Below are 24,229 nucleotides of genomic sequence, written 5' to 3'. Positions count from 1 at the left end.
CGGGAAAGGGGCTTTATCATGAATTTAAATCAGCTCCGCAGCAGGCTGCAAAATCTGGATAATGTAACTCACTGGCGTGAGCTTTCCGGTCAAGAGGCGGAATACGCTGATTTTCCCGATTTTTTGGACTGCGAGCTGGTCGAAGTTTTAAAAGAGCGGGGAATCACAAAACTCTATTCGCATCAGTCTCGGGCGGTAAATAAGGCCCGGGAAGGTGAGAATCCGGTGGTGGTTACGCCGACCGCCTCGGGCAAAACTCTCTGTTATAATATTCCGGTGCTGAACTCGATCATCTCTGGGGGATCGACCCGGGCTCTCTATCTTTTTCCCACCAAGGCTCTTTCTCAGGATCAGCTCAAGGAGCTGCACGGTCTGGCCGGGGGACTGCCGGGCGAGATCAAAACCTTCACCTATGATGGTGATACCCGACCCTCGGTGCGCCGGAGCATCAGGAACGCAGCTCACATAGTGATCACAAATCCGGATATGCTGCATACCGGTATTCTGCCCCATCATACCAAATGGGTAAAACTTTTTGAAAATCTGGATTATATTGTCCTCGATGAGCTGCACAGCTATCGGGGTGTTTTCGGCAGCCATGTGGCCAATGTGATTCGCCGGCTCAAGCGGATAGCGGAATTTTATGGGTCCAGCCCTCAATTCATCTGTTCTTCGGCCACCATTGAAAATCCCGGGGAACTGGCCGCCCGCCTTACCGGCGAGGATATGAAGGTAATAGATGAGAACGGAGCCCCGCAGGGACCGCGTGATTTTGTCTTTTATAATCCTCCGGTGGTCAATGAAGAGCTGGGGGTCAGGCGCAGCTGCGTTAAAGAAGCCAAAAAACTGGCCCGGCGCCTTTTGAAAAATCAAATTTCCACCATCATTTTTGCCAGGAGCAGGCTCAACACCGAAATTTTGCTCTCCTATCTGCAGGAAGAGCTGCCCTCTTCTATTCGGGTCGAGGGCTATCGGGGCGGCTATCTGCCCGGGGAGCGGAGAAATATCGAAAAAGGTCTGCGAAGGGGGGATATCACCGGGGTGGTTAGTACGAATGCCCTGGAGCTGGGCATCGATATCGGACAGCTGCAGGCCTGTCTGATCGCCGGCTATCCGGGAGCTATCTCCAGCGTCTGGCAGCAGGCCGGTCGGGCCGGCCGGGGCCGGGAACGTGCCCTGACGATTATGGTGGCTTCCTCCAGCCCTCTGGATCAGTTTATGGTAAAAAATCCCGATTACTTTTTTGAGCAGCCCCCGGAAAGCGGTCTCATAAACCCTGATAATCTGCTGATTTTGATCTCTCATTTGAAATGTGCCGCTTTCGAACTGCCCTTTGAAGAGGGCGAGACTTTCGGCGTGGAATCGACCGCCGAGATGCTGGAGTATCTCGAGGAGGAGAGGGTTCTTCGTTACAGCGGCGGACGCTGGCACTGGATGGCCGATAAATATCCGGCCGAAGATATAAGTCTCAGGAGCGCCTCCAGCGATGATTTTGCCGTCATAGATGTGAGTTCGAAAAATCATCAGGTGATAGGCCGGGTCGACTATCACAGCGCCCCCACCACAATTCACGAAAAGGCTATCTATCTGCATGGCGGCAGCCAGTACCAGGTGCAGGAGCTGGATTTTGAGGACAGGAAGGCTCTGGTCGAAAAGGTGGATGTCAATTATTATACCGACGCTTCTCTGGCGGTGGATTTGAGGGTCCTGGAGGAGTTTGATTGCGAGGAAAAAACCAGCCACCGGCTCTGTCACGGCGAAGTTTCGGTTACGGCGCAGGCTACCATGTTCAAGAAGGTAAAATTCAAAACCCACGAGAACGTGGGCTATGGAGATATAAATCTGCCGGAACAGGAGATGCATACCACCGGCTGCTGGTTTACCGTTCCTGGATCCCTGCGGGAAAAACTGGGGTCTGAAGTTTTGGAGAACGGGATGCTGGGAACGGCCGGGCTGATCGTTAATATAGCGCCACTGTTTCTGCTCTCCGATCCCGGGGATATAAAGGAGACTGTTCAGATCCGTTCGCCTCATACAGGTGAGCCGACAATTTATTTTTATGATAGCTATCCCGGCGGCATAGGCCTCAGCGAAAAACTTTACCGCGTGCACGAGAGACTTCTGCAGAGAGCCAGGGAACATCTGAGGGACTGCGGCTGTGAGAGCGGCTGTCCCTCCTGTGTGGGTCCGGGCAGCGAGGTGGGAATTGAGGCCCGTGAGGGAGCTGAACTGATTTTGAGTAAGCTGCTGCAGGGAGGCGGTGAAGATGGATATAAAGAATAAGCTGGAGAGGCTGAAAAAGAGAGCAGCTGAGAAGTCAGCCGGCGAAACCGGACGGGACGGATCTGAAGGCTTGCCGCCGGGCTCTCTCCGGGGAAAAAAAGACTGTAAAGATCGTGAGAAAGGTTCGGCAAAGACAGGGGCGGCCTCAGAGGATCGCGATCACTATCTCGAGCAGAGAAAACTGGACCGAAATTACCAGCACGGTCAATTCTCCCTCGGCGATCTGCCGACTGAATTCGCCAGCGACTCCGATTTCCTGTTCCGGCGGCAGGAAGCGGTAGGCCGCGAGCGGCTGCTGCTTTTGGACACGGAGACCACCGGTCTGGCCGGGGGCACGGGGACCAGTGCCTTTCTTGTAGGGCTGGGTTATTTTCAAAACGGCACTCTGATCGTTGAACAGCACCTCATGCGTGATTTTGTCGAGGAAGCTTCGCTGCTGCAGGAGATAAAAGCTAAAATGGAGAGCCGGCCGGTGCCGGTGACCTTTAACGGCAAATCCTTCGATCTGCCGCTGCTCAAAAACCGTTTTATCCTCAACCGGATCGACCCACCAGAACCGGAGTCTCATCTCGACCTGCTCCACCCCTGCCGTCGGCTCTGGAAACATCACAGTTCCTGCAGCCTGACAGCCCTGGAGAAAAATCTGCTGGATTTTCAGCGGGAGGATGATATAGACGGCAGCGAAGTTCCTCATTATTACAGGGCTTTTCTCGAACGGGGCAGCTGGAAATTGTTGGAGCCGATACTGCTTCACAATCGTTATGATGTAATTTCCATGGCTTTTCTGGCTCTAATTCTGGAAAGAGCGGCTGAAGCTGAGGGGAATTACCGCCATAATGCCCGCGAATATTACAATCTGGCCTATCAGCTGGAGGAGTGCGGACGCCGTCAGCGGAGCATAGAAAGTTATGAGCGGGCACTGGCTGAAGCCGGGGGCAGGCGGCTGAAGACCGAAATAGAAAAAGAATTGAGCTGGCAGTACAAGCGGGTTGATCGTTATGAGGAGGCTGTTGATATCTGGCGGAGGATGGCAGATGAGGGGCGGGGCGGTCTCTTTCCCTACCGGGAGCTGGCCAAATATTACGAGCATCAGCGCAGGGATTATGCCCGGGCATTGAAGTTTTGCCGCCGGGCCCGGGAATATCTTCGCGAATACAGACAGATCATGTCGGACTGGAGAAAACGCCGGGAGGAGCTGGTTCACCGTCATGAGCGGCTGAAGGAGAAACTTGCCAGCCAGAATAAATAGTGGCTATGAAACTGGGTTTGGTCTTTCCTGATACTTTTTTTGAAATACCTATTTACCCACTGAAGACAAAAAGATTCTGAAATGATAGCAGGAAAACAGCTGCAGCGGAATGAGACAGCTCGGAAAAGATGGAGGCGGCTGGTCAGAAGTTGAGGAGGCGCAGGAATGGCAATCTGGATATTGAGGATCTTAAGCTATATATTTCTTTTATATCTGCTTTATTTCAGCCAGGAGGTGGGCAGATATCTTCTCGGCCTCCGGCTGGGAGTGCCGGGCAGCAGCATCAAAATCGATATGGGTGAATTCCCCCAGCGCACCTCGATCTATGATGGGGAGAGATGGGTGAGTTCGAACGAGGAGGATTTTCTAAAGGCTTATTCGCGTTATGATGTTTTCTGGGAGTACGGTTTTTTATTTGCCAGTTCGGGAATCTTTGGCGAGTCGGCGCTGACCGTCATTATAACCTTAAGCTGTGCTCTTTTGAGGCTCGATGAGATAGCGCTGGCGGCCGTGCTGGTATCGACCGGTCTGAATCTGGTCCAGATGGCCTACAGCATTATCATAAGCTGGCGCGGAGATGAGATCAAAGGAGATTATACCGTCATACACAAACTCAATGCCCGCCTGGCCGCCGGAATGGTTGTTTTCGTGTTTTTGCTGCGGCTGGCTCTTTTCGCGGCTGTCTGATAGGAGTGATAGGAGAATACAGAGGTCGATCAGGAATGTTCCCGACCGTATTCAAAGATGCGTTTTATATGTTTCATAACTTTTTCGGTATTTTGATCGGGGGCATGAGGGCGGCGGTTATTGATTATCAATGACACCATACCCTGATATATCAGACGGATCTGCTCATCTATTTCCCGGGCCATTTCTTCGGAGAGGGTTCCATTTTCTACCAGGGGTTTTATGGCCAGCGAGGTGCGGCGCGAAAAATCAGTGGCTTTGAGCATGGGAATAAGCTCCTGCGGCGGGGAATTTAAATCTTTCGGGAACAGCTGAAAGTAATTTTCCAGAAGAGTGCCCGGTCTGCCTCCGATATCGTCTATAAAGATAGCATGGTAGATTTTGGGTTTTTGGAAGGAATGGTAGCAGAAGCATTCCCACATGAGCAGGAGTTTTTCGAACTCTGTTTCGCCCCGGGCGATATACTCCGGCATCTCATCTATGTAATCTTTCATAAAACGGGCGGCGGCGAAAAAAACCAGCTGGTTGCAGTTATCGAAGTAATTGTAGATAGTAGCGCTGTTATAACCTGCTATATCAGCGACTTTGCGGATGGTGACATTTTCAATTCCCTCATCTTCGATGATCTGGGCTGCCGCATCGATAAAAACTTTGATAGTACGAATTTTCTTAACATCTTTTTTATCGAATTCTATCATTTAACGGGACTCCCCCCTGACATAAATAATGTTTATATTATAATCACGATTAAACTTTGTGTTAAGAATATAATAAATCAGCTGAAAATGCAAGGGTCCAGAATTTTCTGGCCCGCATCAGTTCAGCCGGGAAGGGTGATTTTTAAATGAAATTTTTTAAGACAACTGACAGGAAGCTCCGATCGCTCAAACAGGACAGACCGGTCCGCCGATCAAGGCCGGCCCGGGGTATTCATAAGCGGCTGGAAAGAAAGGGCAAAAGACCTAAAGTCGCTTATTTTTGCATGGAATACGGACTCGATAACAGTCTGCCGATTTATGCCGGGGGCCTGGGTATTCTGGCCGGCGATGTTTTGAAGGCAGCCCGGGATGAAAATATGCCTCTTGTCGGCATAGGACTTTTGTGGCGGCAGGGCTATACCTCACAGCGTCTGGAGGAAGGCAGACCGGTCGATTGTTATCCCCGCCATGATCATGTATATGATCTTGTTGATGATACGGGGGTTCGAGTTAGCGTCGATATAAGGGGTCGAGAGGTGATCTGTGCTGTTTACCGGGCCAGCGGTTTTGGCAATGCTGACCTTTATCTGCTCGATGCCAATCATCCTGCCAATGAGGCGGGTGATGCCTGGCTTACCGGTCAGCTTTACGGCTGGTTCAGCGAAGAGCGGATAGCTCAGGAGATGATTCTGGGTATAGGCGGTGTGAGAGCTCTGCGGGCGCTTAATATAGATGTCGATGTTTATCATTTTAATGAAGGGCATGCTGCTCTGGCCGGCACCGAACTGATAGAGGAGAAGCGAGCCGGGGGAGCGGGATTTGAAAAAGCTCTAAAAAATACGCGGGAAGAGGTGGTTTTTACCACGCATACCCCGGTTGAGCAGGGTAACGAAGAGCACAGCCTGAGAACTCTTTCCTACATGGGAGCATTCAACGGTCTCAGCCTGGATGAGATGGTACAGATCGGCGGGGCGCCTTTCAATATGACGGTGGCAGGCCTGCGCCTTTCCTCGCTGGCCAACGGCGTCTCTCAGCTCCACGGCAGGACCGCATGCAGGATGTGGGAGGACGTCGATGATAGGGCTCCTATAGAGGCCATAACCAACGGAGTGCATCGCGGCAGCTGGGTCGATGAAGAGGTCGTCAGCGCCTGGCGCGAGGACGGAGGTCCTTCGGTGGCTGCAGAACATGCTAAAAACAAAGCTGAGCTTTTGGATTTTATAACTGAACGCACCGGCCAGAAGCTGGCTGAAGACAGACTGCTTCTGGGATTTGCCCGGCGGGCAGTGCCCTATAAGAGAGCCACTCTGCTCTTTTCTGATGAGGAGCGCATCGGGCCCTATCTGGAGGAAGGCAAAATTCAAATCGTTTATGCCGGCAAAGCTCATCCCCTTGATGATAACGGCAAGGATATCGTGGCCGAACTGGTCAGAATGAGCCGTAAATATCCTGAAGCGGTGGTTTTTCTGCCCGATTATGATATGGAAATAGGCCGGCTTTTGACCCGCGGTGTTGATGTCTGGCTCAACAATCCCCGCAGACCGCTGGAGGCCAGCGGAACCTCCGGTATGAAGGCGGCGATGAATGGCATTCCCAATCTGAGCATTCTCGATGGCTGGTGGCCTGAGGCCTGCCAGCACGGTGTCAACGGCTGGAAGATAGGAGATGGTTTTGAGGCGGATACAGCCCAAAAGCAGGATGAACACGATCGCAAAAAACTCTACCGGGTTCTGTTAAAAGAAGTTGTACCTCTTTATTATGAAAAACCGGAGGAATTTGCCCGGATAAGGGAAAACAGCATCGCCTCGACTATCGATGAGTTTACCGCTGCTGAGATGATGAAAAATTATTATGATAGGCTTTACAGTCAAAATCGCCGCCGCTCGGCCGAGAGGATGGGATAACTCTTCTCCTCTGAGTTTTGAATGTTGCCATTAGATAAGATATAATGTAAGCGCAGAGGGAAAGGCGGGATTAATATGAAACGCCGGCAGGACAGCAAAAAAGACCGGACTCGTTTTTATCGCTCGCGCCGTCATAAAGTACTGGGCGGGGTCTGCGGGGGGCTGGCTGATTATTTTGATATCGATCCCATATTGATTCGGCTTCTCTTTATTTTGCTGCTCCTGGCCGAAGGCATGGGTTTTTTGGTTTACATTATAGCCTGGATAATAATACCTTTAGAACCTCTGCCGGTAGATGGCCGGCAGCAAAACTTTTACCGCGAGGAGGACCGTTCTTGTACAGGGCAGGATCGCCGGAGCGGCAGGGCGGACGGTTTTTTTAGTTCCCGCGAGCGGTACCTGGGAATTTTTCTCGTTCTGCTGGGAGCCCTGTTTTTGTTCAATATGTGGTTTCCAGCCTTCTATCTAAGGCCGTTCTGGCCTCTGATACTCATCTTTTTGGGCCTGCTGCTTCTGGTCAGGGGGGTTGATTTCGGTGGGTGAAAGCCGTTACAGCAGAGCAGATATCACCTTCGGTATTTTTCTGATAGGAACGGGTATACTTTTTTTGCTGGATACCTTCGGCTATCTGGGCTTTGATTTCTGGAGCCTGCTCATGAGAAGCTGGCCTCTTTTTCTGATCCTGCTTGGCATGAACATAATATTTCGGGGCACTAAATTATGGTGGATTACACCTTTGCTTTTGATCATAATTTTCGTTGGACTGCTCTTTCCCAATCCCGCCAATCCTATTTACTGGCATATGGTGGGAAGAACAGGGCAGCAGGTTGAAAAAAGCACCGAGACTCTGGGAGAAGAAATGACCTACGATTCTGAGATCGAAAAACTCCTCGTCAAATTTAATGTTGAGGCGGGGGGGCTGGATGTAAAGCCTCTTTTCCCGGAGGAAGAAGGAGACAAGCTTTATGAATTGAATTTTGAATACGGAGAGATGAAACCGGAAATAGATTACGATTACGATAGCCAGGACAGGCTCGGCCGGCTTTCGATCTATCAACAACAGCGTTTTGAGCTGGAAGAGATGGATTTTATCAACCATGCAGTATTGCAGCTGAGCGATAGACTTCCGCACGAGCTGAAGATAGAATCAGGTGCCGGGCATTATGAACTGAAACTGAGAGATCTTGAAATTAGCAGCCTCGATATCAACTCCGGCGTCAGTGATCTGGAGATTTATTTTGGTCGCTATTCCAGCGATGTGAATATCAGTTCCGGAGCCTCTGATATGACCTTTTACCTGCCGGATGAAGTGGGACTAAAAATCGACACCGAGAATGTGGTCAGCAGCAATAATTTTGCCGATGTGGACCTGGAAGAGGTCGATCCCAGCACCTATCTTTCGAAAAATTTTCAGGAGGCTGACGAGAAAATAACTATAGAGGTGGCGAGTCCGGCCAGCAGTATAGAGGTTGTTTTTGATTGAGAGCTAAAACCTGCGGTCGGTGAGAGAGGTCGATCTGGTTTTTAGGACATTTTATAGGGGGTTATCAGATTGAAGGATACCATGAAAGCGGTGGTCAAGACTGAAACTGCTCCGGGGGCTTCCCTGGAGGAGGTGCCGGTGCCCAGCCCTTCCCCCACTCAGGCTTTGATTGAGGTAGAACGCACTTCAATCTGCGGAAGCGATTATCATATCTACGCCTGGAATAAGTGGGCTCAGGAAAAAGATATCGAGCTGCCTCATATTATGGGACATGAGCTTGCCGGTCGTGTGATTGAGACGGGCGAACTGGTGACGAGAATTTCAGAAGGTGATTTTGTTTCAGCTGAAACACATATTAACTGCGGAGAATGCTATCAGTGCCGGACCGGTCAGCGGCATATATGTCAGGATATGGAGATACTGGGGGTTCATACCGATGGTGTCTTTTCGGAGTATACAGCTATTGAGGCCGATATGCTGGAAATAAATCCGCCGGGACTCTCGCCGGAACTGGCCTCTTTGCAGGAGCCGCTGGGGAATGCTATCGACACGATAAATGCCGGAGAACCCGCCGGGAACAATGTCCTGATCACCGGGGCGGGTCCGGTAGGTCTTATGGGTATTCTGGTGGCACGGGCTCTGGGGGCTGCCACGATAACGGTGACCGAACCGCATGATTACCGTCGTAACCTGGCAGGAGAACTGGGGGCCAGCTGGGCCATCGAGCCGGAAAATCTCGAGGAACATTTAAATCAGAATCTCCGGGCGGAGGGGTTTGATCTTGCAGCCGAGATGTCCGGGAACAAAGATGCCCTGCGCCAGGGCCTTGAATATTTGACTCCCGGCGGTAAAATGGCCATTTTAGGTGCATTCGACGGTGAAGTGAGTCTGGATATCAACCAGCAGGTTTTTAAAAATCTCAGGGTGGAGGGGATTACCGGGCGTGAGATGTATCGGACCTGGTACACAGCCAGGCGGTTATTGCGAGAGCAGATTATAGATCTAAAGCAGCTTGTCACCCATAAATTTCCTCTGGAGGAATTCGAAAGGGGGATGGAACTTATGGAATCGGGTGACTGCGGCAAGATCGTGCTCTTGACTTAAAAGGAGGTAACAAGTTATGAATGAGAATTTTGAGGCCAGACTGCAGGATGATATAGCCGAATTAAAAGAAGAAGGATTATATAACCGCATACGTACTCTGGAAAGCCCTCAGGGAGCCTGGGTTGATATCGAGGGCGAGGAGAAGCTGAATTTTTGCTCCAATAACTATCTGGGACTGGCCAATCATCACGAGCTGGTCGAGGCTGCCCAGAGAGCTGTCGATAAGTACGGTGTTGGGCCGGGAGCGGTGAGGACCATAGCGGGAACGATGGAACTGCACCGTGAACTGGAGGAAAAACTGGCTGATTTTAAGAAGGTCGAGGCGACTCTGACATTTCAATCCGGCTTCAATGCCAATCTGGCCGTCATACCGGCCATTACCGGTGAAGACGATGTCATCATTAGCGATGAGCTAAATCACGCCAGCATCATAGACGGCTGCCGTTTATCACGGGCAGATCTGGAAGTTTACGAACACGCCGATATGGATTCGCTGGAGTCGGTCCTGGAGGAGGTAGAAGCGAGACATAAACTAATAGTTACCGACGGAGTTTTCAGCATGGATGGCGATATAGCTCCCCTGCCCGAGATAGTCGAGCTGGCCGAGGAGCATGACGCGGTGGTTATGGTTGATGACGCCCACGGTGAAGGGGTGCTGGGCAGCCATGGGAGAGGAATCGTCGACCATTTTGATCTGCACGGCGATGTCGATATAGAGGTGGGTACTTTCTCCAAGGCTTTCGGCACAGTCGGCGGAGCGATTGCCGGCAGCGAGACCCTGGTGGAATTTCTGCGCCAGAAGGGCCGACCTTTTCTTTTCAGCTCAGCTGTAACCCCGCCGGATCTGGCTGCTACTATAAGAGCGGTCGAGATTCTCGAGGAGAACAACGACCTGGTAAAAATGCTCTGGAATAATGCTGAAAAATTCCAGAAGGAGATGAAAGCAGCTGGATTTGATGTCGGGGGCACCGAAACTCCGATAACTCCGGTCATTCTGGGTGAGGCGGAAACTGCCAGCCGCTTCAGCGAACGCCTCTTTGAGGAGGGTATTTTCGCTCAGTCGATAGGATTTCCTACTGTACCCAGAGGAGAGGCCCGCATTAGGGTTATGATCTCGGCTTCGCACGGCCAGGATGATCTCGAATTTGCCCTGGACAAATTCAAAAAAATAGGGCTGGAACTGGATATAATCGAGTGATCGGCGATTTGCCGGGCAAAATTTGATCTGTATGTAAAAATCCCCCGCTTTTGTGCGGGGGATTTCTCACGCGTGTGTTTCGTCGACGTTTAAAGCTTTAGTTCCTGTCGCTGTCCCGGCTCTTCTACGGTCAGGATGTTCGTTTTATCTCCATCGTATTTTTGGCGAAATCTCTCCGGAGTTTCATAATCATCGCCGAAATGGATTGGCACAAAGTTTTTGGGGCTGACCTTCTCGATAAAATAACGGCCGGCCAGATCGAAGCTTTCTTCCAGCCTGGGATCTACGGGAACAAAAGCCAGATCGATCTCCCTGCCTGCCAGTTTATCTATAACCTGTTTGTATTCTTTTTCCTCGGTCCGGCGCTCTTTTTCGGAAAAACTCTGCCAGTCCCACCAGTTGAGATCTCCGGCGAAAAAGATCGACGGTCTGCTGCTGGCAGGTCCGGTCAAGAGCGAGATACCTTCATCGGTGCTTTCGTAAGCTTCCACCATGGTTTCACCGGACTTAACCTTTTGACCGGGAGATATATAATTGAACTCAAAATTTCTTTTTTCGTATTTTTCGGTCCGCGATCTGAGGTCGCTGCTCAGGATATATCTGGGCCCGGCAAATTTTTCGCCCCAGCTGAATATTTCCGGATCGTAATGGTCTCCGTGACTGTGGCTTACATAGATATAGGCGCTGTTGATATCATAATTTTTCCGCCATATTTCCGGGAATTTGCTGCCTGCCTGCCGGTAATAATCGAAAATATGCAGATTTTTGGTCTCGTGGTTTAAAACTGCCGAACCGCTGTGGTAAATATGCCATATGGTTAAGCTGATTTCTCGGCTCATTTTTTTATTACCTCCCCTGTTAAAACTATATTGAACCAGCTGATATGGAGAAGCTCCCATTTTTCAAAGTCCAGGCCTTGCTTCATAATACTAATTATATCAGCTGTGTCCTCGCCGTACAACGTTCCCGTGTTATATCAAAACATAATTCTTTGTTTTTCTTAACTTATGTTCTAACAGGTGTTATAATAAGCCTGAATGGTATAGTTTTTAAAACGATCGTCTGGTGCTCGTTATTTTTTTCGGGAGGATTGCAAAGAATGAACAGGGTTGAGGAGAGGGCGCCGGCCAAGATCAATCTTCATCTGGATGTCATAGGCCGTCGTTCTGATGGTTATCACAGGCTGGAAACTATTATGCAAAGTATCTCGCTTTACGATCGTCTGCTGGTGGCGGCGAATAAAAACAGGGGAGACAGGATAAAGCTGGAAGTGCGCGGAAAAGAGCTTCCAGCCGATCGAGACAACCTGGTCTGGCAGGCTGCCAGTCTGATGATGAATAAATTTGCCGCGGTCAAGCCGGGGCTGGAAATAGTGCTGGATAAAAAAATTCCGGTTGCGGCCGGACTGGCCGGCGGCAGCACCGATGCCGCTGCGGTTTTGCGCGCTGTAAACCGGCTTTTTGATCTGGGGCTTTCGCGGAGCGGACTGGAAAAACTCGGAGCTGAACTGGGAGCGGATGTGCCTTTTTGTATTTCCGGCGGAACTGCTTTAGCCCGGGGGGCCGGCGAAAAAATCACCCCGTTATCTCCGCTCTTAAATCAGCCGCTGGTTCTGGTCAAGCCGCCTTTTTCAGTTTCCACCCGGCAAATTTTTGCTGAGGTTTCCGGAAGGGTGGACAGGGAAGGGGCTTCAGCATCTGAGCTCGTAGAACTCATCGAAGAAAAGGTCAGCATCAGCTGGCAGGAGGGCTGGCATAATGCCCTGGAAAGTTTTACCTGTCGGCTTTATCCGCGGGTTTGCGAAATCAAAGAAAAACTTGAGTCCTTCGATCCGCTGCATGTTCAGATGACAGGCAGTGGCCCCACGGTTATGGCTTTTTTTGATGAAAAGCGGCGGGCTGAAGAGGTAAAGAAAACGTGGTCGGAGGAAGATGATGAGGTCTACGCGCTAGAGTTTGTTAAATAGGATCTTCCTGTTATCAGTTGATAGATATCGTATAAGCTCGGGGAAAAATTTCATTGTGAGCGAAGCTTTATATCTTACAGTACAACTAAATGAGGTTTTTTACACACCTATTAACCAGCTGAATACAAGAAGATCCGTTAAATAATTTATTTTCAGAGAGCAGGAGGTAATTAATAGAAAATGCAGGTAGGCAAAATAACTTCCAAGAGACTGCAGGAGACTGTTTTGAGCAGGATAACCAACCACCGGGAGGACGTGCTGGTAAATTCCGGTCTGGGCGAGGACAGCGCCGTGGTGGATTTTGGCGATGAGGTGCTGGCCATCTCCTCCGATCCTATTACCGGAGCCGGCAAACAGGCGGGGTATCTGGCCGTCCAGGTGGCCTGTAATGATCTGGCGGCCACCGGAGCTGAACCGATAGGTATCCAGGTGGTGCTGCTGCTGCCTCCCGATATAGAGGATAAAGAGATAAGTCAGCTGATGGGGGAGATAGATAAGACGGCCGCGGATATGGATATTCAAATACTGGGCGGACATACTGAGATTATCAGCGATGTCAGCCGCAGCCTGATAGTGGTAACTGCCATTGGCCGGGCCAAACGCGAACGTTTTGTAGCCACCGGAGGAGCCTGTGAAGGGGATGATCTTCTTCTCACCAAGGGTGTGGGGCTGGAAGGCTGTTTTATCCTGGCCAGCGATTTCGGCGATTATCTGCTGGAACAGGGGGTAAACCAGAAGACCATAGATATAGCCCGGGAGTATAAGCATAAGATAAGTGTGCTGCCGGAGGGCTTGACTGCGGCTGAGTATGGAGTAAACTCCCTGCATGATATAACAGAAGGTGGTCTTTACGGGGCCTTGACTGAGATGAGCCAGGCAGCCGGTGTGGGTTTTCTTCTCGAGAAGAGCGAGGAGATAGTCCCCGGCCCTGTTAAGGAGATAACCTCCCGGCTCAATATCGATCCCTGCGGTCTGATCTCTTCTGGCAGTATGCTGATTTCGCTGGAAGATGGAGAGGGGCTGCAGCAGAGGCTCAGGGAGGAAGGAATAGATTCTTATAAAATCGGTAAAGTGACCTCCGGCCGCAGGCTCGTCAGGGAAAACGGCAGGACCTATCAGCTCACCTGGCAGGGGGGAGACGAACTCTGGGATTTTATTAAAAAAATGAAATAAATACCTTGACTTTCCTTTTATTTACATTTATAATGGTGGTATCTCACAAAAAAAGGGGGTAGTAGAGAGTGGATATCACCGATGTCAGAATTTTTCCAGTATCCGGCAGCAGCAACCTCAAAGCCTTTGCTTCTCTGACGCTGGAGGATAGTTTTGTGGTCAGAGGAATCAAGGTGATCGAGGGTAAAAACGGACTTTTTGCCTCCATGCCCGACCGGGAATGGAAAGGTAGTTATTATGATGTCTGTTTCCCGGTAACCAACACCCTGCGCGAAGATATCCAGGAACAGGTACTCAATGGGTTTAATCGGGCCAGCGAAAAGACCGGTTGATAGGCACAGATTAGCCTTTTCAGAAGGTCCTTTTTGGTGCCGGGAAAGCCGAACGATCTCTGGATTGTTCGATTTTCTCGGTTTTTTTATGTTTGACAATCTTTTGCGGTTCTGATATACTTCATACGATTACAATTTTGCCTGCTGGAGGTTGATAAATATCATGGATGATCTGCTCATAATCGTTCTGGCAGCCGGAAAGGGAACCAGGATGAATTCCAGCCGTAACAAGATGCTGCACGGGCTGGCCGGCCGTCCTCTAATAAAACATGTTGTCGATACCTCGCGGGAACTGACCGATGATATCGTCTGCGTGGTGGGGCATCAGGCCGAAAAAGTCAGGGGGGCTGCCGGGGAAGAGGTTGAATTTGTCTTTCAGGAAGATCAGCAGGGTACCGGTCACGCGGTCTGGCAGGCTGAAGAATACATTCGATCTCACAGTGGTGATACCCTGGTCCTTTACGGTGATACTCCTCTGGTCACCGCGGAGACATTGAAAGATTACATAAACAATCACCGCCGCCGGCAGGCCGGCATGAGTATTCTGACGGCTGAACTGGATGATCCAGCCGGATACGGTAGAATATTGCGCGATGAAAGCGGCAGTATAATGGATATAGTGGAAGAACACGACTGCCGGGGCGAGGAGGCGCAGATAAAGGAGATCAATGCCGGCATTTACTGCTTTGCAAGCCAGCTTCTGCATGAAGCCCTCAAACAGATAGACAATGATAATGCCCAGAATGAATATTATCTCACCGATTGTCTTTATTACATAAAAGAAAAGGCTGAACTGGCTTCAGCAGAGGGTGATCCAGCCGAGATCATCGGCATTAACGACCGCAGTGATCTGGCTGCAGCTGAAAAGGTTATGCAGAGGCGGATAAAATCTGCTCATCTGGACAGGGGAGTAACCTTAATCGACCCCGAACGAACTTACATCGAAAAAAGGGTGGAGATCGGCCGCGATACCACAATATATCCGGGTGTGACCCTGCGCGGAGAGACTCGAATAGGCCGGGAGTGCTTGCTGGAACCGGGCTGTCAGCTTAAAGATGCCCGGCTGGCTGAAAAAGTGAATGTCCTCCAGGGCAGCGTCATCAGGAAAAGTCGGATTGAGAGAGAGACCAGTGTAGGTCCATATGCCTATATCAGACCTGGCTGCAGCATCGCGCGGGGCTGTAAAATAGGGGATTTTGTCGAGCTCAAAAAAGCCTCGGTTGGAGAGGGCAGCAAGGTACCTCATCTCACCTATGTGGGTGATGCCGAGATAGGCAGCGGCTGCAATGTTGGGGCAGGAACTGTTTTTGCCAATTATGATGGAGAAAACAAGCACAAAACCGTGCTTGGAGACGGAGTTTTTGTCGGCAGCAATACAACTCTGGTGGCGCCGCTCAAGCTCGAGGACGGAGCCAAAACCGGCGCCGGCTCAGTGGTCGTTGACGATGTGAAATCGAAGACCACAGTTCTGGGCGTTCCCGCCCGTTTTTATAAGCGCGAGGATTAGCCGCATTAATAGATCTATACTTTAAAGCGTTCAATATTACCGCTAAAGGACAGGGAGGAAGATTTAAAAAATGTCTGCTTATGGCGAAGAGCTGAAAATATTTACCGGTAACTGTCACAAGAAGCTGGCCCGGGATATCTGTCAGTATCTGGGCACCGAACTGGTCAGTTGCGAGATAGGAAGGTTTGAAGACGGAGAAATTTCGGTGAAGATAGAGGAGACGGTTCGAGGGGCCGATGTCTTCGTTATTCAGCCTACAAGTCCGCCGGTAAACGAGAATATTATGGAACTTCTGGTGATGATAGACGCTCTGCGCAGGGCCTCAGCCCGCCGAATCACCGCTGTCATACCTTATTATGGCTATGCCCGTCAGGACAGGAAAGCCAGGGGTAGAGAGCCGATTACCGCCAAGCTTGTGGCCAATTTGCTCTATACCGCGGGTGTGAGAAGGGTGCTCTCCATCGACATGCATGCTCCTCAGATCCAGGGCTTTTTTGATATACCTGTCGATCATCTTTTTTCCACCAATATTGTGGTTGATCATTTTCAGAATAAAAATCTCGATGACATGACCGCTGTAGCTCCCGACGTGGGTTCGGTAAAAAAAGTCCGGACCTTTGCTGAAAAACTCAATATACCGATGGCCATCATAGATAAAAGACGTCCCCAGCCCAACGTTTCCCGGGTTATGAATGTTATCGGACCTGTGGAGGATCGCAATGTCGTCCTCTATGACGATATCATAGATACAGCGGGTACTATCACAAATGCGGCCGAGGTGCTGGACGAGATGGGAGCTAAGAATATCTACGCCAGCTGTACTCATGCTCTATTTTCGGGGCCGGCTGTTGACCGTTTGAAAGATTCTCCTGTGGAAGAAATAATAACCACCAACACTATACCGCAGGAAGAACATGCTGAAGTGCTGGATAATCTGGAAATTCTGTCGGTGGCGCCTCTTCTGGGAGAAGCTATCGACAGGATCTTCAAGGATGTTTCTGTCAGCGTTCTTTTCAAGTGATAAAACTTGGTCGATCGTTTATTGAAGAAAAGTTCGTGTTAGGGCTTGTTCCGATTCGTTTACAATGTTATAATGAAATTTGTGAGTTTTTGACGGCAGTTCTGGGGCGCCTGAAAAGGTTGCTTTCAGTCAAAAATAAATATTGTCCAAAAATGTGGGTAAGGAGTGAGAAGCATGCAAAAAGTTGAGATGACTGCCAACAAAAGGGAAAATACAGGTAAAGGCACAGCCCGCAAACTGAGACGGGAGGGCATGGTGCCAGGAGTTATTTATGGTCCTCATCGGGAATCTCAGCCGCTTACGGTTGATCCCCTGGAGATCAGGGAGATAATCGGTGAGAACGCTATCGTGGAATTGACCATTCTAGAAAACGATGAAGAGATGGAGACGGAGACTGCCATGCTCAAAGATTATCAGGAGCATGTCATCAAGAATGAACTTCTGCACGTCGATTTTTTGGCCATATCGATGGATGAGAAAATTACTATCACTGTCCCCACCGAAGTAGTGGGAACCTCTGTCGGTGTCAAAGAGGGTGGTGTTCTGCAGGAGCTGATGCGCGAAGTCGAAATTGAATGCTATCCCGCAGATATACCCGAGTCCATAGAAGTCGATATAACCGAGCTGGATGTCGGTGACTCGATTCAGGTCAGTGAGCTGGATGCTGGCGAGGAGATCGAGATTCTGCATGATCCTGACGATGTGCTGGCCACCGTCGTGCCGCCCAGCGAAGAGATTACCGAAGAGGAAGAGACACTTGTCGATGTTGAGACTCTCGAACCGGAAGTTATCGGCGAAGAGGAAGAGGAAGTAGAAGAAGAACTTGCTGAAGAAGAGGCTGAGGATGAAGAAGATATGGAACAGCGCGATTATATGTAATTGCAGGTTTTACAGCAGCAATAGCTGAAAAAAACAGCGTAACCTCATCTGATGGTGGGGTTGCGCCTTTTGCTGTTTGATTAAAAAAAGAAAACTGAAGGTCTGGTGATGAATAATGAATTTGATAGTCGGCCTGGGCAATCCGGTTCCGAAATATGAAAACACCCGCCATAATATAGGCTTCCAGGCTGTCAGGAAACTGGCCGAAAAACACAATTTTAAGGCCAGAAAGAGGGATGAAGCTATGGTGGCCGAGGATAGAATCAAGGGCTATCCCGCTGCAATTGCTCAGCCTTTAACCCTGATGAATAGAAGCGGCAGGGCGGTCAGCTGGCTCGTCGATGAATATTCGGCAAAACCCCGGGATCTGCTGGTAATCCACGATGATCTCGATCTTGAGATGGGCAGGATCAGGCTAAAATACGGGGGCAGCAGCGGCGGCCATAACGGTATAAAATCGATCATAAAAGCTCTGGACACTCCGGAATTCAATCGTCTCAGGCTGGGAATCGGCCGACCACCCCCGGGGGTTAGAGCTTCGGATTATGTGCTCGATAAGTTTTCTTCTGAGGAGAAACTGGAAGTCATTGAACCTGCTCTGGCCAGAGCTGTCGAGGCTGTGGAACTGTGGCTGGAAGAAGATCTCGATGCTGCTATGAACAGGTTTAATTGAGAGAGGAAACAGCCGGCTTAAAGCGGCAGGTTAAGGAGGAGATGGAGATTAGGTTCAAAGAAGAAATACCGGAAAAAATAGAAAAGCTTATCAGCGGGGTTAGATCAGGAGAAAACCTCAAAATAACCGGGCTCTGGAGCTCAAGACTGGCCTACATAATATCCCATTTGAGCGGAAATGTCGCCCGCAATCTCATGATCGTCTGCCGGGATGATTATCGGGCGGGCGAGCTTTATGAGGATCTTTCCAGGCTGCTGCCTGAAGAAAAAGTTTTTTTATTCCCCGAGCAGGATGTCAGGCCTCATGAGGAAATTCCCGTCGACGAGAGAAAACAGGAACAGCGGCTGAAAATCTATCACCGCTTTCAGCAGGAGGAAGGCGGCCTTGTCTGTGCTGCTTCTATAGCCTCTTTGAACAAGGTGCTGCCTCCGCTGGGACGCTGGCGCGAGCTTGAACGCCGTATGGAGGTGGGCGAAAGTTATGATATGGGTGAGCTGACCTCCGAGCTTGTCAATATGGGTTACCGAAGGCTGGATATGGTCGGTTCGCGCGGCGAATTCAGTGTTCGGGGAGGTATTCTCGATATCTTTCCTCCCGGTCATGATCTCCCCCGCCGGCTGGAATTTTTTGGCGAAGAGCTGGAATCGATCCGCAGTTTTTCGATCGATGATCAACGCTCCAGAGAGCAGCACAGAGAACTTTTTCTGCATCCGGCTTCGGAGCTGATTCTGCCGGAAGAATTTGCCGAACGTGTAGAAGATGTGGTCAGCAGGCTGGAAAACAGGCGTGAGGAGCTGAAAGATAGCCGGCCGGAAGCTGCTGAAAAAATAAAGTCCCGACGGGATAGGCTGATAAGTCAGGGGCGTGAAAATCTGGACAGCATAGTTCTGCGCCAGTATCTTCCTTTTTTCTTTGACCGTCTGGATACGGTTTTTGATTATCTGGGCAGCGGCACCCTGTACGTGCTGGAAGGACCTTCGCGTCTGAAGCAAACTTTCGGCACCGAGTGGGAGAAGATCAACGAGGAATTCACAGATCTGCTTGCAGAAGGCGAAGTTTTACCATATTATATCGATAATTTTCTGGATCAGGAGCAGATGAACAGGGAATTGTACAGCCGTCAATATATAGAATGTTACGACGGAATGGAAGGCGACAGCCGGCTGCCCGAAATCGATTTTAAAGGCAGAGGAGTGGAACCCTATCACGGTCGTTTTGATATGCTGGCCGAGCGCATAGAGGAGCTTACCGGGCAGAATTTTAGGGTGCTTTTAGGCATGAGCAGCCTGGATAAGTGCCGGCAGCTGAAAGAGCATCTGCAAAGTTATCTCGAGGTGAAAACAGCTGAGGATCCTGACATGAGCTCTCCCGCCGGCGAGGTGCTGATACTGCAAGTCAACCTGGCTGAGGGCTTTCAGCTGGAGGATTTAGGTCTGGCCTATTTCTGTGAGCGCGAGATCATGGGAGAAAAGCGCCGTGAAAAGAAGAAGATTAAGGATCTGGAAGATACAGAACAGGTTTCTACTTTCTCTGAACTCTCGCCGGGAGATTATGTCGTGCATGAAAACCACGGAATCGGCCGTTATCTGGGCCTTAAACCCCTTTCCATTCAGGGGCAGCAGAAGGATTATCTGCTCATTGAGTATGCCGACGAGGACAAATTATACGTGCCTACCGAACAGATACATTTAGTTCAGAAATATATAGGTGGCGAAGGAGCTGAACCTAACTTATATCGGCTGGGCGGCAACCGCTGGCAGAAGGTTAAAGAGCGGGTTAAATCGTCGGTCAAAGAACTGGCCGTCGACCTGGTGGAACTTTATGCCGCCCGGGAAGCCTTAGAGGGTTATGCTTTCAGCAGGGATACCGAATGGCAGCAGGAATTTGAGGAAGCTTTTCCCTTCGAGGAGACAGAAGATCAGCTTCAGGCTATAGAAGATGTCAAAAAAGACATGGAAAGCCCGCATCCCATGGATAGACTGCTCTGCGGAGATGTGGGCTATGGTAAGACTGAAGTGGCCATTCGGGCTGCTTTTAAAGCGGCCGTTGATAGCAAGCAGACGGCTGTATTGGTCCCTACCACCATTCTGGCCCAGCAGCATTTCAATACCTTCAAGGAACGGATAGACAAATTCCCCATCAACGTGGCCATGCTCTCCCGTTTTAGGACCTCCTCCGAACAGAGGATTATCAAGGAAAAACTGGCTCAGGGGAGAATCGATATAATCATCGGTACTCATAGGCTGCTTTCGGATGATGTCGAATTCAACGATCTGGGCCTTCTGGTCATAGATGAAGAACAGAGATTTGGCGTTTCGCACAAGGAGAAACTGAAGGATATCAAGAAGAATATAGATGTGCTGACTATGACGGCTACCCCCATCCCCAGGACGCTGCACATGGCGCTTACCGGGGTCAGGGATATGAGCGTCATCGAAACTCCGCCCGAAAATCGCTATCCCATACGCACCTACGTTAAAGAGCGAGATGAGGATCTGATACGCGATGCCATCCGCCGGGAGCTGGCCCGGGAGGGTCAGGTGTATTATGTACACAATCGGGTGGAGGACATTGACAGGCAGGCCGGAATGATCAGGGAGCTCGTGCCCGAGGCCCGGGTGGCAGTGGCTCACGGGCAGATGGCTGAAAATCATCTGGAAAAGCTGATGATGGATTTCTATAATCACGAATACGATGTACTTGTCTGTACAACGATCATCGAAAATGGCTTAGATATCGCCAACGTTAACTCGATCGTCATAAATCGCGCTGATAAGATGGGTCTGGCGCAGCTTTACCAGCTCCGGGGACGTGTGGGCAGAACTGACCGCATAGCATATTCCTATCTGCTTTATGATGAGGATGAAATTCTCTCTGAGGAGGCCGAAAAGCGCCTCAGAGCTATCCGCGAATTTACAGATCTCGGTTCTGGTTTTAAAATTGCCATGCGAGATATGGAGATTCGCGGCGCAGGAAATCTGCTGGGCCCGGAGCAGTCAGGCCATATTGCCAGCATCGGCTATTCGCTTTACTGCAAGCTGCTCGATCGGGCTGTGGGCGAGATCAAAGGTGAGGATGAGGATGAGGAGATAGATGTCGAGGTGAATTTAGAGCTGGATTCATATATGCCCGATGATTATATCGGCAGCTCACCCCAGAAGATAGATGTGTATAAAAGGCTCATGCGCGCCCGTTCAGAAAGGAAAGTGGCCGAAATCAGGTCCGAACTGGAAGATCGCTTCGGCAATCTGCCTGATCAGGTGGAAAATCTTCTGGATATCAGCCGGATAAAAATGAGGGCGACCAGGCTCAATATCGATCTCATAGAGGAAAAGGATCAGGAGTTTGTCTGTTATTTCCGGGACAAAGATGGGGTTGACGGCAAAGCTGTGACGGCGCTGGCCAAAAAGCATCCGCGCAAACTCAGGATAAGCTCCGGCCGCAGCCCCCGGCTGTCCGTCAAAAAAAGCGGCGGCAGCAAAGAAAGTATTTCCAGGCTTATTGAAATTTTAAATAATTTTCTGGAGCTCCAGAAAGATAGTCGTTGCTTCCGGAGCGGAAAAGCGGGTGATGGCGGTGGCTGATGATAAAGCCGCCGGTTCTTTCATCAAAGGTGCGGCTATTTTGAGCGCGGCCGGAATTATATCCAGATTTATGGGTCTGGGGTATAGAGTTATTTTGACCAGGATGATCGGAGCCGAGGGTATGGGTATATATCAGATGGCTTATCCTCTTTATACGATTATGCTGGTAGTTTCCCGTTCGGGCATTCCGGTGACGATGGCCAAAATGATTGCCGACAGAATGGCCCGAGATGAGAACAAAGATGCCTATCGGGTTTTCACCATAGCCCGGGTTATGAGTGTAATTATCGGAGCAGTTTTTACTCTGGGTATGCTGGTTCTGGCCGGTCCTCTGATCAGGATTTTGAGACTTGATCCCCGGGCTTATTATGCGATTTTGGCCATAGCTCCGGCGATCTTTCTGGTTTCTATAATGGCCACCTACCGCGGTTTTTTTCAGGGGCTGCAGGATATGCGTCCTACCGCTGCTTCCCAGATAGTTGAGCAGCTGATCAGGACTATAACGATGATCGGGCTGGCCTATTATCTGCTGCCTCTGGGACTGGAATTTGCCGCCGCCGGCGCTTCCTTCGGAGCGGTCACGGGAGCGGCAGCCGGTCTTTTGCTTTTATTTTATATTTACTTTAGGCGGCGCGGTGATATTTTCGAGTTCTTCGTCGAATCAGAAGAGGTCGTGGAAGATTATCAGACCGGCAGCATTTTGAGTGAGTTCGCCCGGCTGGGCCTGCCCATAACTTTTGGAGCCCTGGTCAGGCCGCTTATGAATTTTGTGGACTGGGTTTTTGTACCTCAAAGACTGCAGACTGCCGGCTTCGCTATGGAGGAAGCCACAACGCTTTACGGGCTTTTTACCAACGTAGCCATGCCGCTGGTCAATTTTCCGGCCATCATAACTGTCTCGCTGGCCGCCAGCCTGGTTCCAGCTATTTCGGAAGCCGATGCTCTTGAGGATCGCGAGTTGATCGCTCATCGAACCCATACAGCGTTGAGATTCACACTCTTTTTGGGCCTGCCTTCCGCGGTGGGTCTGACTGTTTTGGCCGGGCCGCTATCCGGTGTAATTTTTTCCGAGCCCGAGGCCGCCAGTATTCTGCGTCTTCTGGCCTGGGGGGTTATTTTCATAACCCTACAGCAGACGACTTCGGCGGTTCTGCAGGGGATTGGCCGCACAGATCTACCTGCTCGCAATCTGGCTCTGGGAGCGGCTGGCAATGCCGTTTTAAATTATCTGCTCACCGGTCTTCCTTTATTCAATATTCACGGAGCCGCAGCAGCCACCGTTTTAGGATTTTTTACTGCTGCCGCCCTTAACATCATCTCAGTTCTGCGGCGGGTCAAAAACTTGCAGTCATTAAGAACTGCAGTCGTCTATCCCGCTCTTTCCTCTCTGCTCATGGGAGCAGCGGTTTTGCTTCTGCACGGGTTTATGGCCGAAACTTTTGTCGGCAGACTGCCGCTGGCCGAACTGGTCATTCTGCTGGCCTCGGTGGCGGCTGGGGCCGTCATCTATTCATTCTTAATGCTTTTGAGCGGAGCGCTGAGATATGATGATCTGATTTTGCTCCCCAGAGTGGGGGAGAATATTGCTATATTTCTGGGAAAAAGAGGTGTAATCGATGGATACAAAAAAGGAGAAAAGCTCGAAGAGGGAAAACGGTCAGAAGATAAATAGATTGCTGGATTTGATGGCCGAGCTGCGCGGCCGCAGTGGGTGTCCCTGGGATAAAAAACAGGATCTTGAGTCTCTGCGCCAATACGTCATAGAAGAAGCCTATGAGGTAGTTGAGGCAATTAACAGGGATAATATGGATTTGCTGGCAGAGGAGCTGGGAGATCTGCTCCTGCAGGTCGTATTCCAGGCTCAAATAGCCAGGGAGCGAGAGGAATTCGATTTCTCCGACATAGTAGCCGGTTTGAACGAAAAACTTATTCGCCGACATCCTCATGTTTTCGATGAGGAGGAGGCCAGCACGCCGGACCAGGTCGAAAAAACCTGGGCCCGTGTCAAGGCTGCCGAGAATGAAGATGGAGAAGAGACAGAATCTGAAACTGGATCCGATTCGCTGCTGGAGGATTATTCTCGCAGCAGGCCGGCTCTGCGGCAGGCCCGGGAGATTCAGGGTTTGGCTGCCCGGGTTGGATTTGACTGGAATTCGATCGACAGCGTTCTGGATAAAGTGGAGGAAGAAGTAGCCGAACTGAGGGAAGCGGTAGAAAAAGAAGAGGAAAAAAGCCGGCTGGAAGAAGAGCTGGGCGATAGTTTATTCGCTCTGGTAAACCTGTCGCGTTTTCTCTCGATCGATCCTGAGACCGCTCTTCTTTCCTGTCTGGACCGTTTTAAAGATCGCTTTGAATATATCGAAAAGAGAGCCGAAGAACACAGGAATAACATCGAGGATATATCTCTGGCACAGCTGGACGCCTGGTGGGAAGAGGCAAAATCCAGAAAAGGTGATAGTTAATGTTCTTTTTTCGGGGCGTAAAGCGA

The 24,229-nt window shown here is 50.3% G+C and carries 20 protein-coding genes; 18 read left to right on the top strand and 2 right to left on the bottom strand.

All coding sequences use genetic code 11. The annotated features are described in order from the left end of the window. Window positions 1-18 precede the first annotated feature (18 nt). The 3 genes from BLT15_RS09105 to BLT15_RS09095 all read left to right on the top strand — a co-directional run bounded on the left by BLT15_RS09105 (window position 19) and on the right by BLT15_RS09095 (window position 4,219). Window positions 19-2,283 (top strand): DEAD/DEAH box helicase, encoded by a 2,265-nt coding sequence (locus BLT15_RS09105; protein ID WP_089760898.1) that lies wholly within the window; start codon window positions 19-21, stop codon window positions 2,281-2,283. Next, window positions 2,267-3,532 (top strand): ribonuclease H-like domain-containing protein, encoded by a 1,266-nt coding sequence (locus tag BLT15_RS09100; protein ID WP_089760896.1) that lies wholly within the window; start codon window positions 2,267-2,269, stop codon window positions 3,530-3,532. The genes BLT15_RS09105 and BLT15_RS09100 overlap by 17 nt, the downstream gene beginning before the upstream one ends. 165 nt (window positions 3,533-3,697) lie before the next feature. Next, window positions 3,698-4,219, top strand: a complete 522-nt coding sequence (locus tag BLT15_RS09095) for a hypothetical protein (RefSeq protein ID WP_089760894.1) — start codon at window positions 3,698-3,700, stop codon at window positions 4,217-4,219. Between the two features lie 29 nt (window positions 4,220-4,248). Here the strand turns inward: BLT15_RS09095 and BLT15_RS09090 are convergent, their stop codons facing one another. Continuing rightward, the gene (locus tag BLT15_RS09090) at window positions 4,249-4,917 is read right to left on the bottom strand and encodes a TetR/AcrR family transcriptional regulator (protein WP_089760891.1); all 669 of its coding nucleotides are present in this window, start codon (window positions 4,915-4,917) and stop codon (window positions 4,249-4,251) included. Between the two features lie 146 nt (window positions 4,918-5,063). On the opposite strand from BLT15_RS09090, the gene glgP reads away from it, so the two are divergent. The 5 genes from glgP (at window position 5,064) to BLT15_RS09065 (ending at window position 10,606) form a co-directional block, all read left to right on the top strand. Then, complete coding sequence (gene glgP, locus BLT15_RS09085) at window positions 5,064-6,821, top strand: alpha-glucan family phosphorylase (protein ID WP_089760889.1); 1,758 nt, start codon at window positions 5,064-5,066, stop codon at window positions 6,819-6,821. Window positions 6,822-6,896: 75 nt separating this feature from the next. Beyond that, window positions 6,897-7,364, top strand: a complete 468-nt coding sequence (locus BLT15_RS09080) for a PspC domain-containing protein (RefSeq protein WP_089760887.1) — start codon at window positions 6,897-6,899, stop codon at window positions 7,362-7,364. Further along, window positions 7,357-8,304 (top strand): LiaI-LiaF-like domain-containing protein, encoded by a 948-nt coding sequence (locus BLT15_RS09075; protein WP_089760885.1) that lies wholly within the window; start codon window positions 7,357-7,359, stop codon window positions 8,302-8,304. The genes BLT15_RS09080 and BLT15_RS09075 overlap by 8 nt, the downstream gene beginning before the upstream one ends. 69 nt (window positions 8,305-8,373) lie before the next feature. Continuing rightward, window positions 8,374-9,408, top strand: a complete 1,035-nt coding sequence (gene tdh, locus BLT15_RS09070; protein WP_089760884.1) for an L-threonine 3-dehydrogenase — start codon at window positions 8,374-8,376, stop codon at window positions 9,406-9,408. A gap of 16 nt (window positions 9,409-9,424) precedes the next feature. Beyond that, window positions 9,425-10,606: a glycine C-acetyltransferase gene (locus BLT15_RS09065; RefSeq protein WP_089760882.1), complete on the top strand. Its 1,182-nt coding sequence runs from the start codon at window positions 9,425-9,427 to the stop codon at window positions 10,604-10,606. A gap of 89 nt (window positions 10,607-10,695) precedes the next feature. On the opposite strand, the gene BLT15_RS09060 is transcribed toward BLT15_RS09065, so the two are convergent. Then, window positions 10,696-11,445, bottom strand: a complete 750-nt coding sequence (locus BLT15_RS09060) for an MBL fold metallo-hydrolase (protein ID WP_089760880.1) — start codon at window positions 11,443-11,445, stop codon at window positions 10,696-10,698. A 260-nt stretch (window positions 11,446-11,705) separates the two neighbouring features. On the opposite strand from BLT15_RS09060, the gene ispE reads away from it, so the two are divergent. The 10 genes from ispE (at window position 11,706) to mazG (ending at window position 24,203) form a co-directional block, all read left to right on the top strand. Next, the gene (gene ispE / locus BLT15_RS09055; protein ID WP_159429885.1) at window positions 11,706-12,572 is read left to right on the top strand and encodes a 4-(cytidine 5'-diphospho)-2-C-methyl-D-erythritol kinase; all 867 of its coding nucleotides are present in this window, start codon (window positions 11,706-11,708) and stop codon (window positions 12,570-12,572) included. A 180-nt stretch (window positions 12,573-12,752) separates the two neighbouring features. After that, window positions 12,753-13,745, top strand: a complete 993-nt coding sequence (locus tag BLT15_RS09050) for an AIR synthase family protein (protein ID WP_089760877.1) — start codon at window positions 12,753-12,755, stop codon at window positions 13,743-13,745. Between the two features lie 68 nt (window positions 13,746-13,813). After that, on the top strand, window positions 13,814-14,077 hold the full coding sequence (locus tag BLT15_RS09045) for a SpoVG family protein (RefSeq protein ID WP_089760875.1): 264 nt from the start codon (window positions 13,814-13,816) through the stop codon (window positions 14,075-14,077). Window positions 14,078-14,240: 163 nt separating this feature from the next. Beyond that, a complete protein-coding gene (gene glmU, locus BLT15_RS09040; protein WP_089760873.1) occupies window positions 14,241-15,584 on the top strand; it encodes a bifunctional UDP-N-acetylglucosamine diphosphorylase/glucosamine-1-phosphate N-acetyltransferase GlmU in 1,344 nt (447 codons plus the stop codon). 70 nt (window positions 15,585-15,654) lie between these two features. Then, entirely contained in the window at window positions 15,655-16,605 is a 951-nt protein-coding gene (locus tag BLT15_RS09035; protein WP_089760872.1) for a ribose-phosphate diphosphokinase, read from the top strand. Window positions 16,606-16,779: 174 nt separating this feature from the next. Continuing rightward, entirely contained in the window at window positions 16,780-17,484 is a 705-nt protein-coding gene (locus BLT15_RS09030; protein ID WP_089760869.1) for a 50S ribosomal protein L25, read from the top strand. Between the two features lie 115 nt (window positions 17,485-17,599). Then, entirely contained in the window at window positions 17,600-18,157 is a 558-nt protein-coding gene (gene pth / locus BLT15_RS09025) for an aminoacyl-tRNA hydrolase (RefSeq protein ID WP_089760867.1), read from the top strand. Then, window positions 18,154-21,741, top strand: a complete 3,588-nt coding sequence (gene mfd / locus BLT15_RS09020) for a transcription-repair coupling factor (RefSeq protein WP_234985573.1) — start codon at window positions 18,154-18,156, stop codon at window positions 21,739-21,741. The genes pth and mfd overlap by 4 nt, the downstream gene beginning before the upstream one ends. Then, the gene (locus BLT15_RS09015; protein WP_089760865.1) at window positions 21,734-23,413 is read left to right on the top strand and encodes a putative polysaccharide biosynthesis protein; all 1,680 of its coding nucleotides are present in this window, start codon (window positions 21,734-21,736) and stop codon (window positions 23,411-23,413) included. The genes mfd and BLT15_RS09015 overlap by 8 nt, the downstream gene beginning before the upstream one ends. After that, window positions 23,358-24,203, top strand: a complete 846-nt coding sequence (mazG, locus tag BLT15_RS09010) for a nucleoside triphosphate pyrophosphohydrolase (RefSeq protein ID WP_089760862.1) — start codon at window positions 23,358-23,360, stop codon at window positions 24,201-24,203. Before BLT15_RS09015 ends, mazG begins: the two co-directional genes overlap by 56 nt. Window positions 24,204-24,229 lie beyond the last annotated feature (26 nt).

The sequence above is a fragment of the Halarsenatibacter silvermanii genome, assembly GCF_900103135.1.
In the GTDB taxonomy this organism is placed as follows: Bacteria; Bacillota; Halanaerobiia; order Halanaerobiales; family Halarsenatibacteraceae; genus Halarsenatibacter; species Halarsenatibacter silvermanii.
This window is presented reverse-complemented; position numbering and strand designations above follow the sequence as displayed.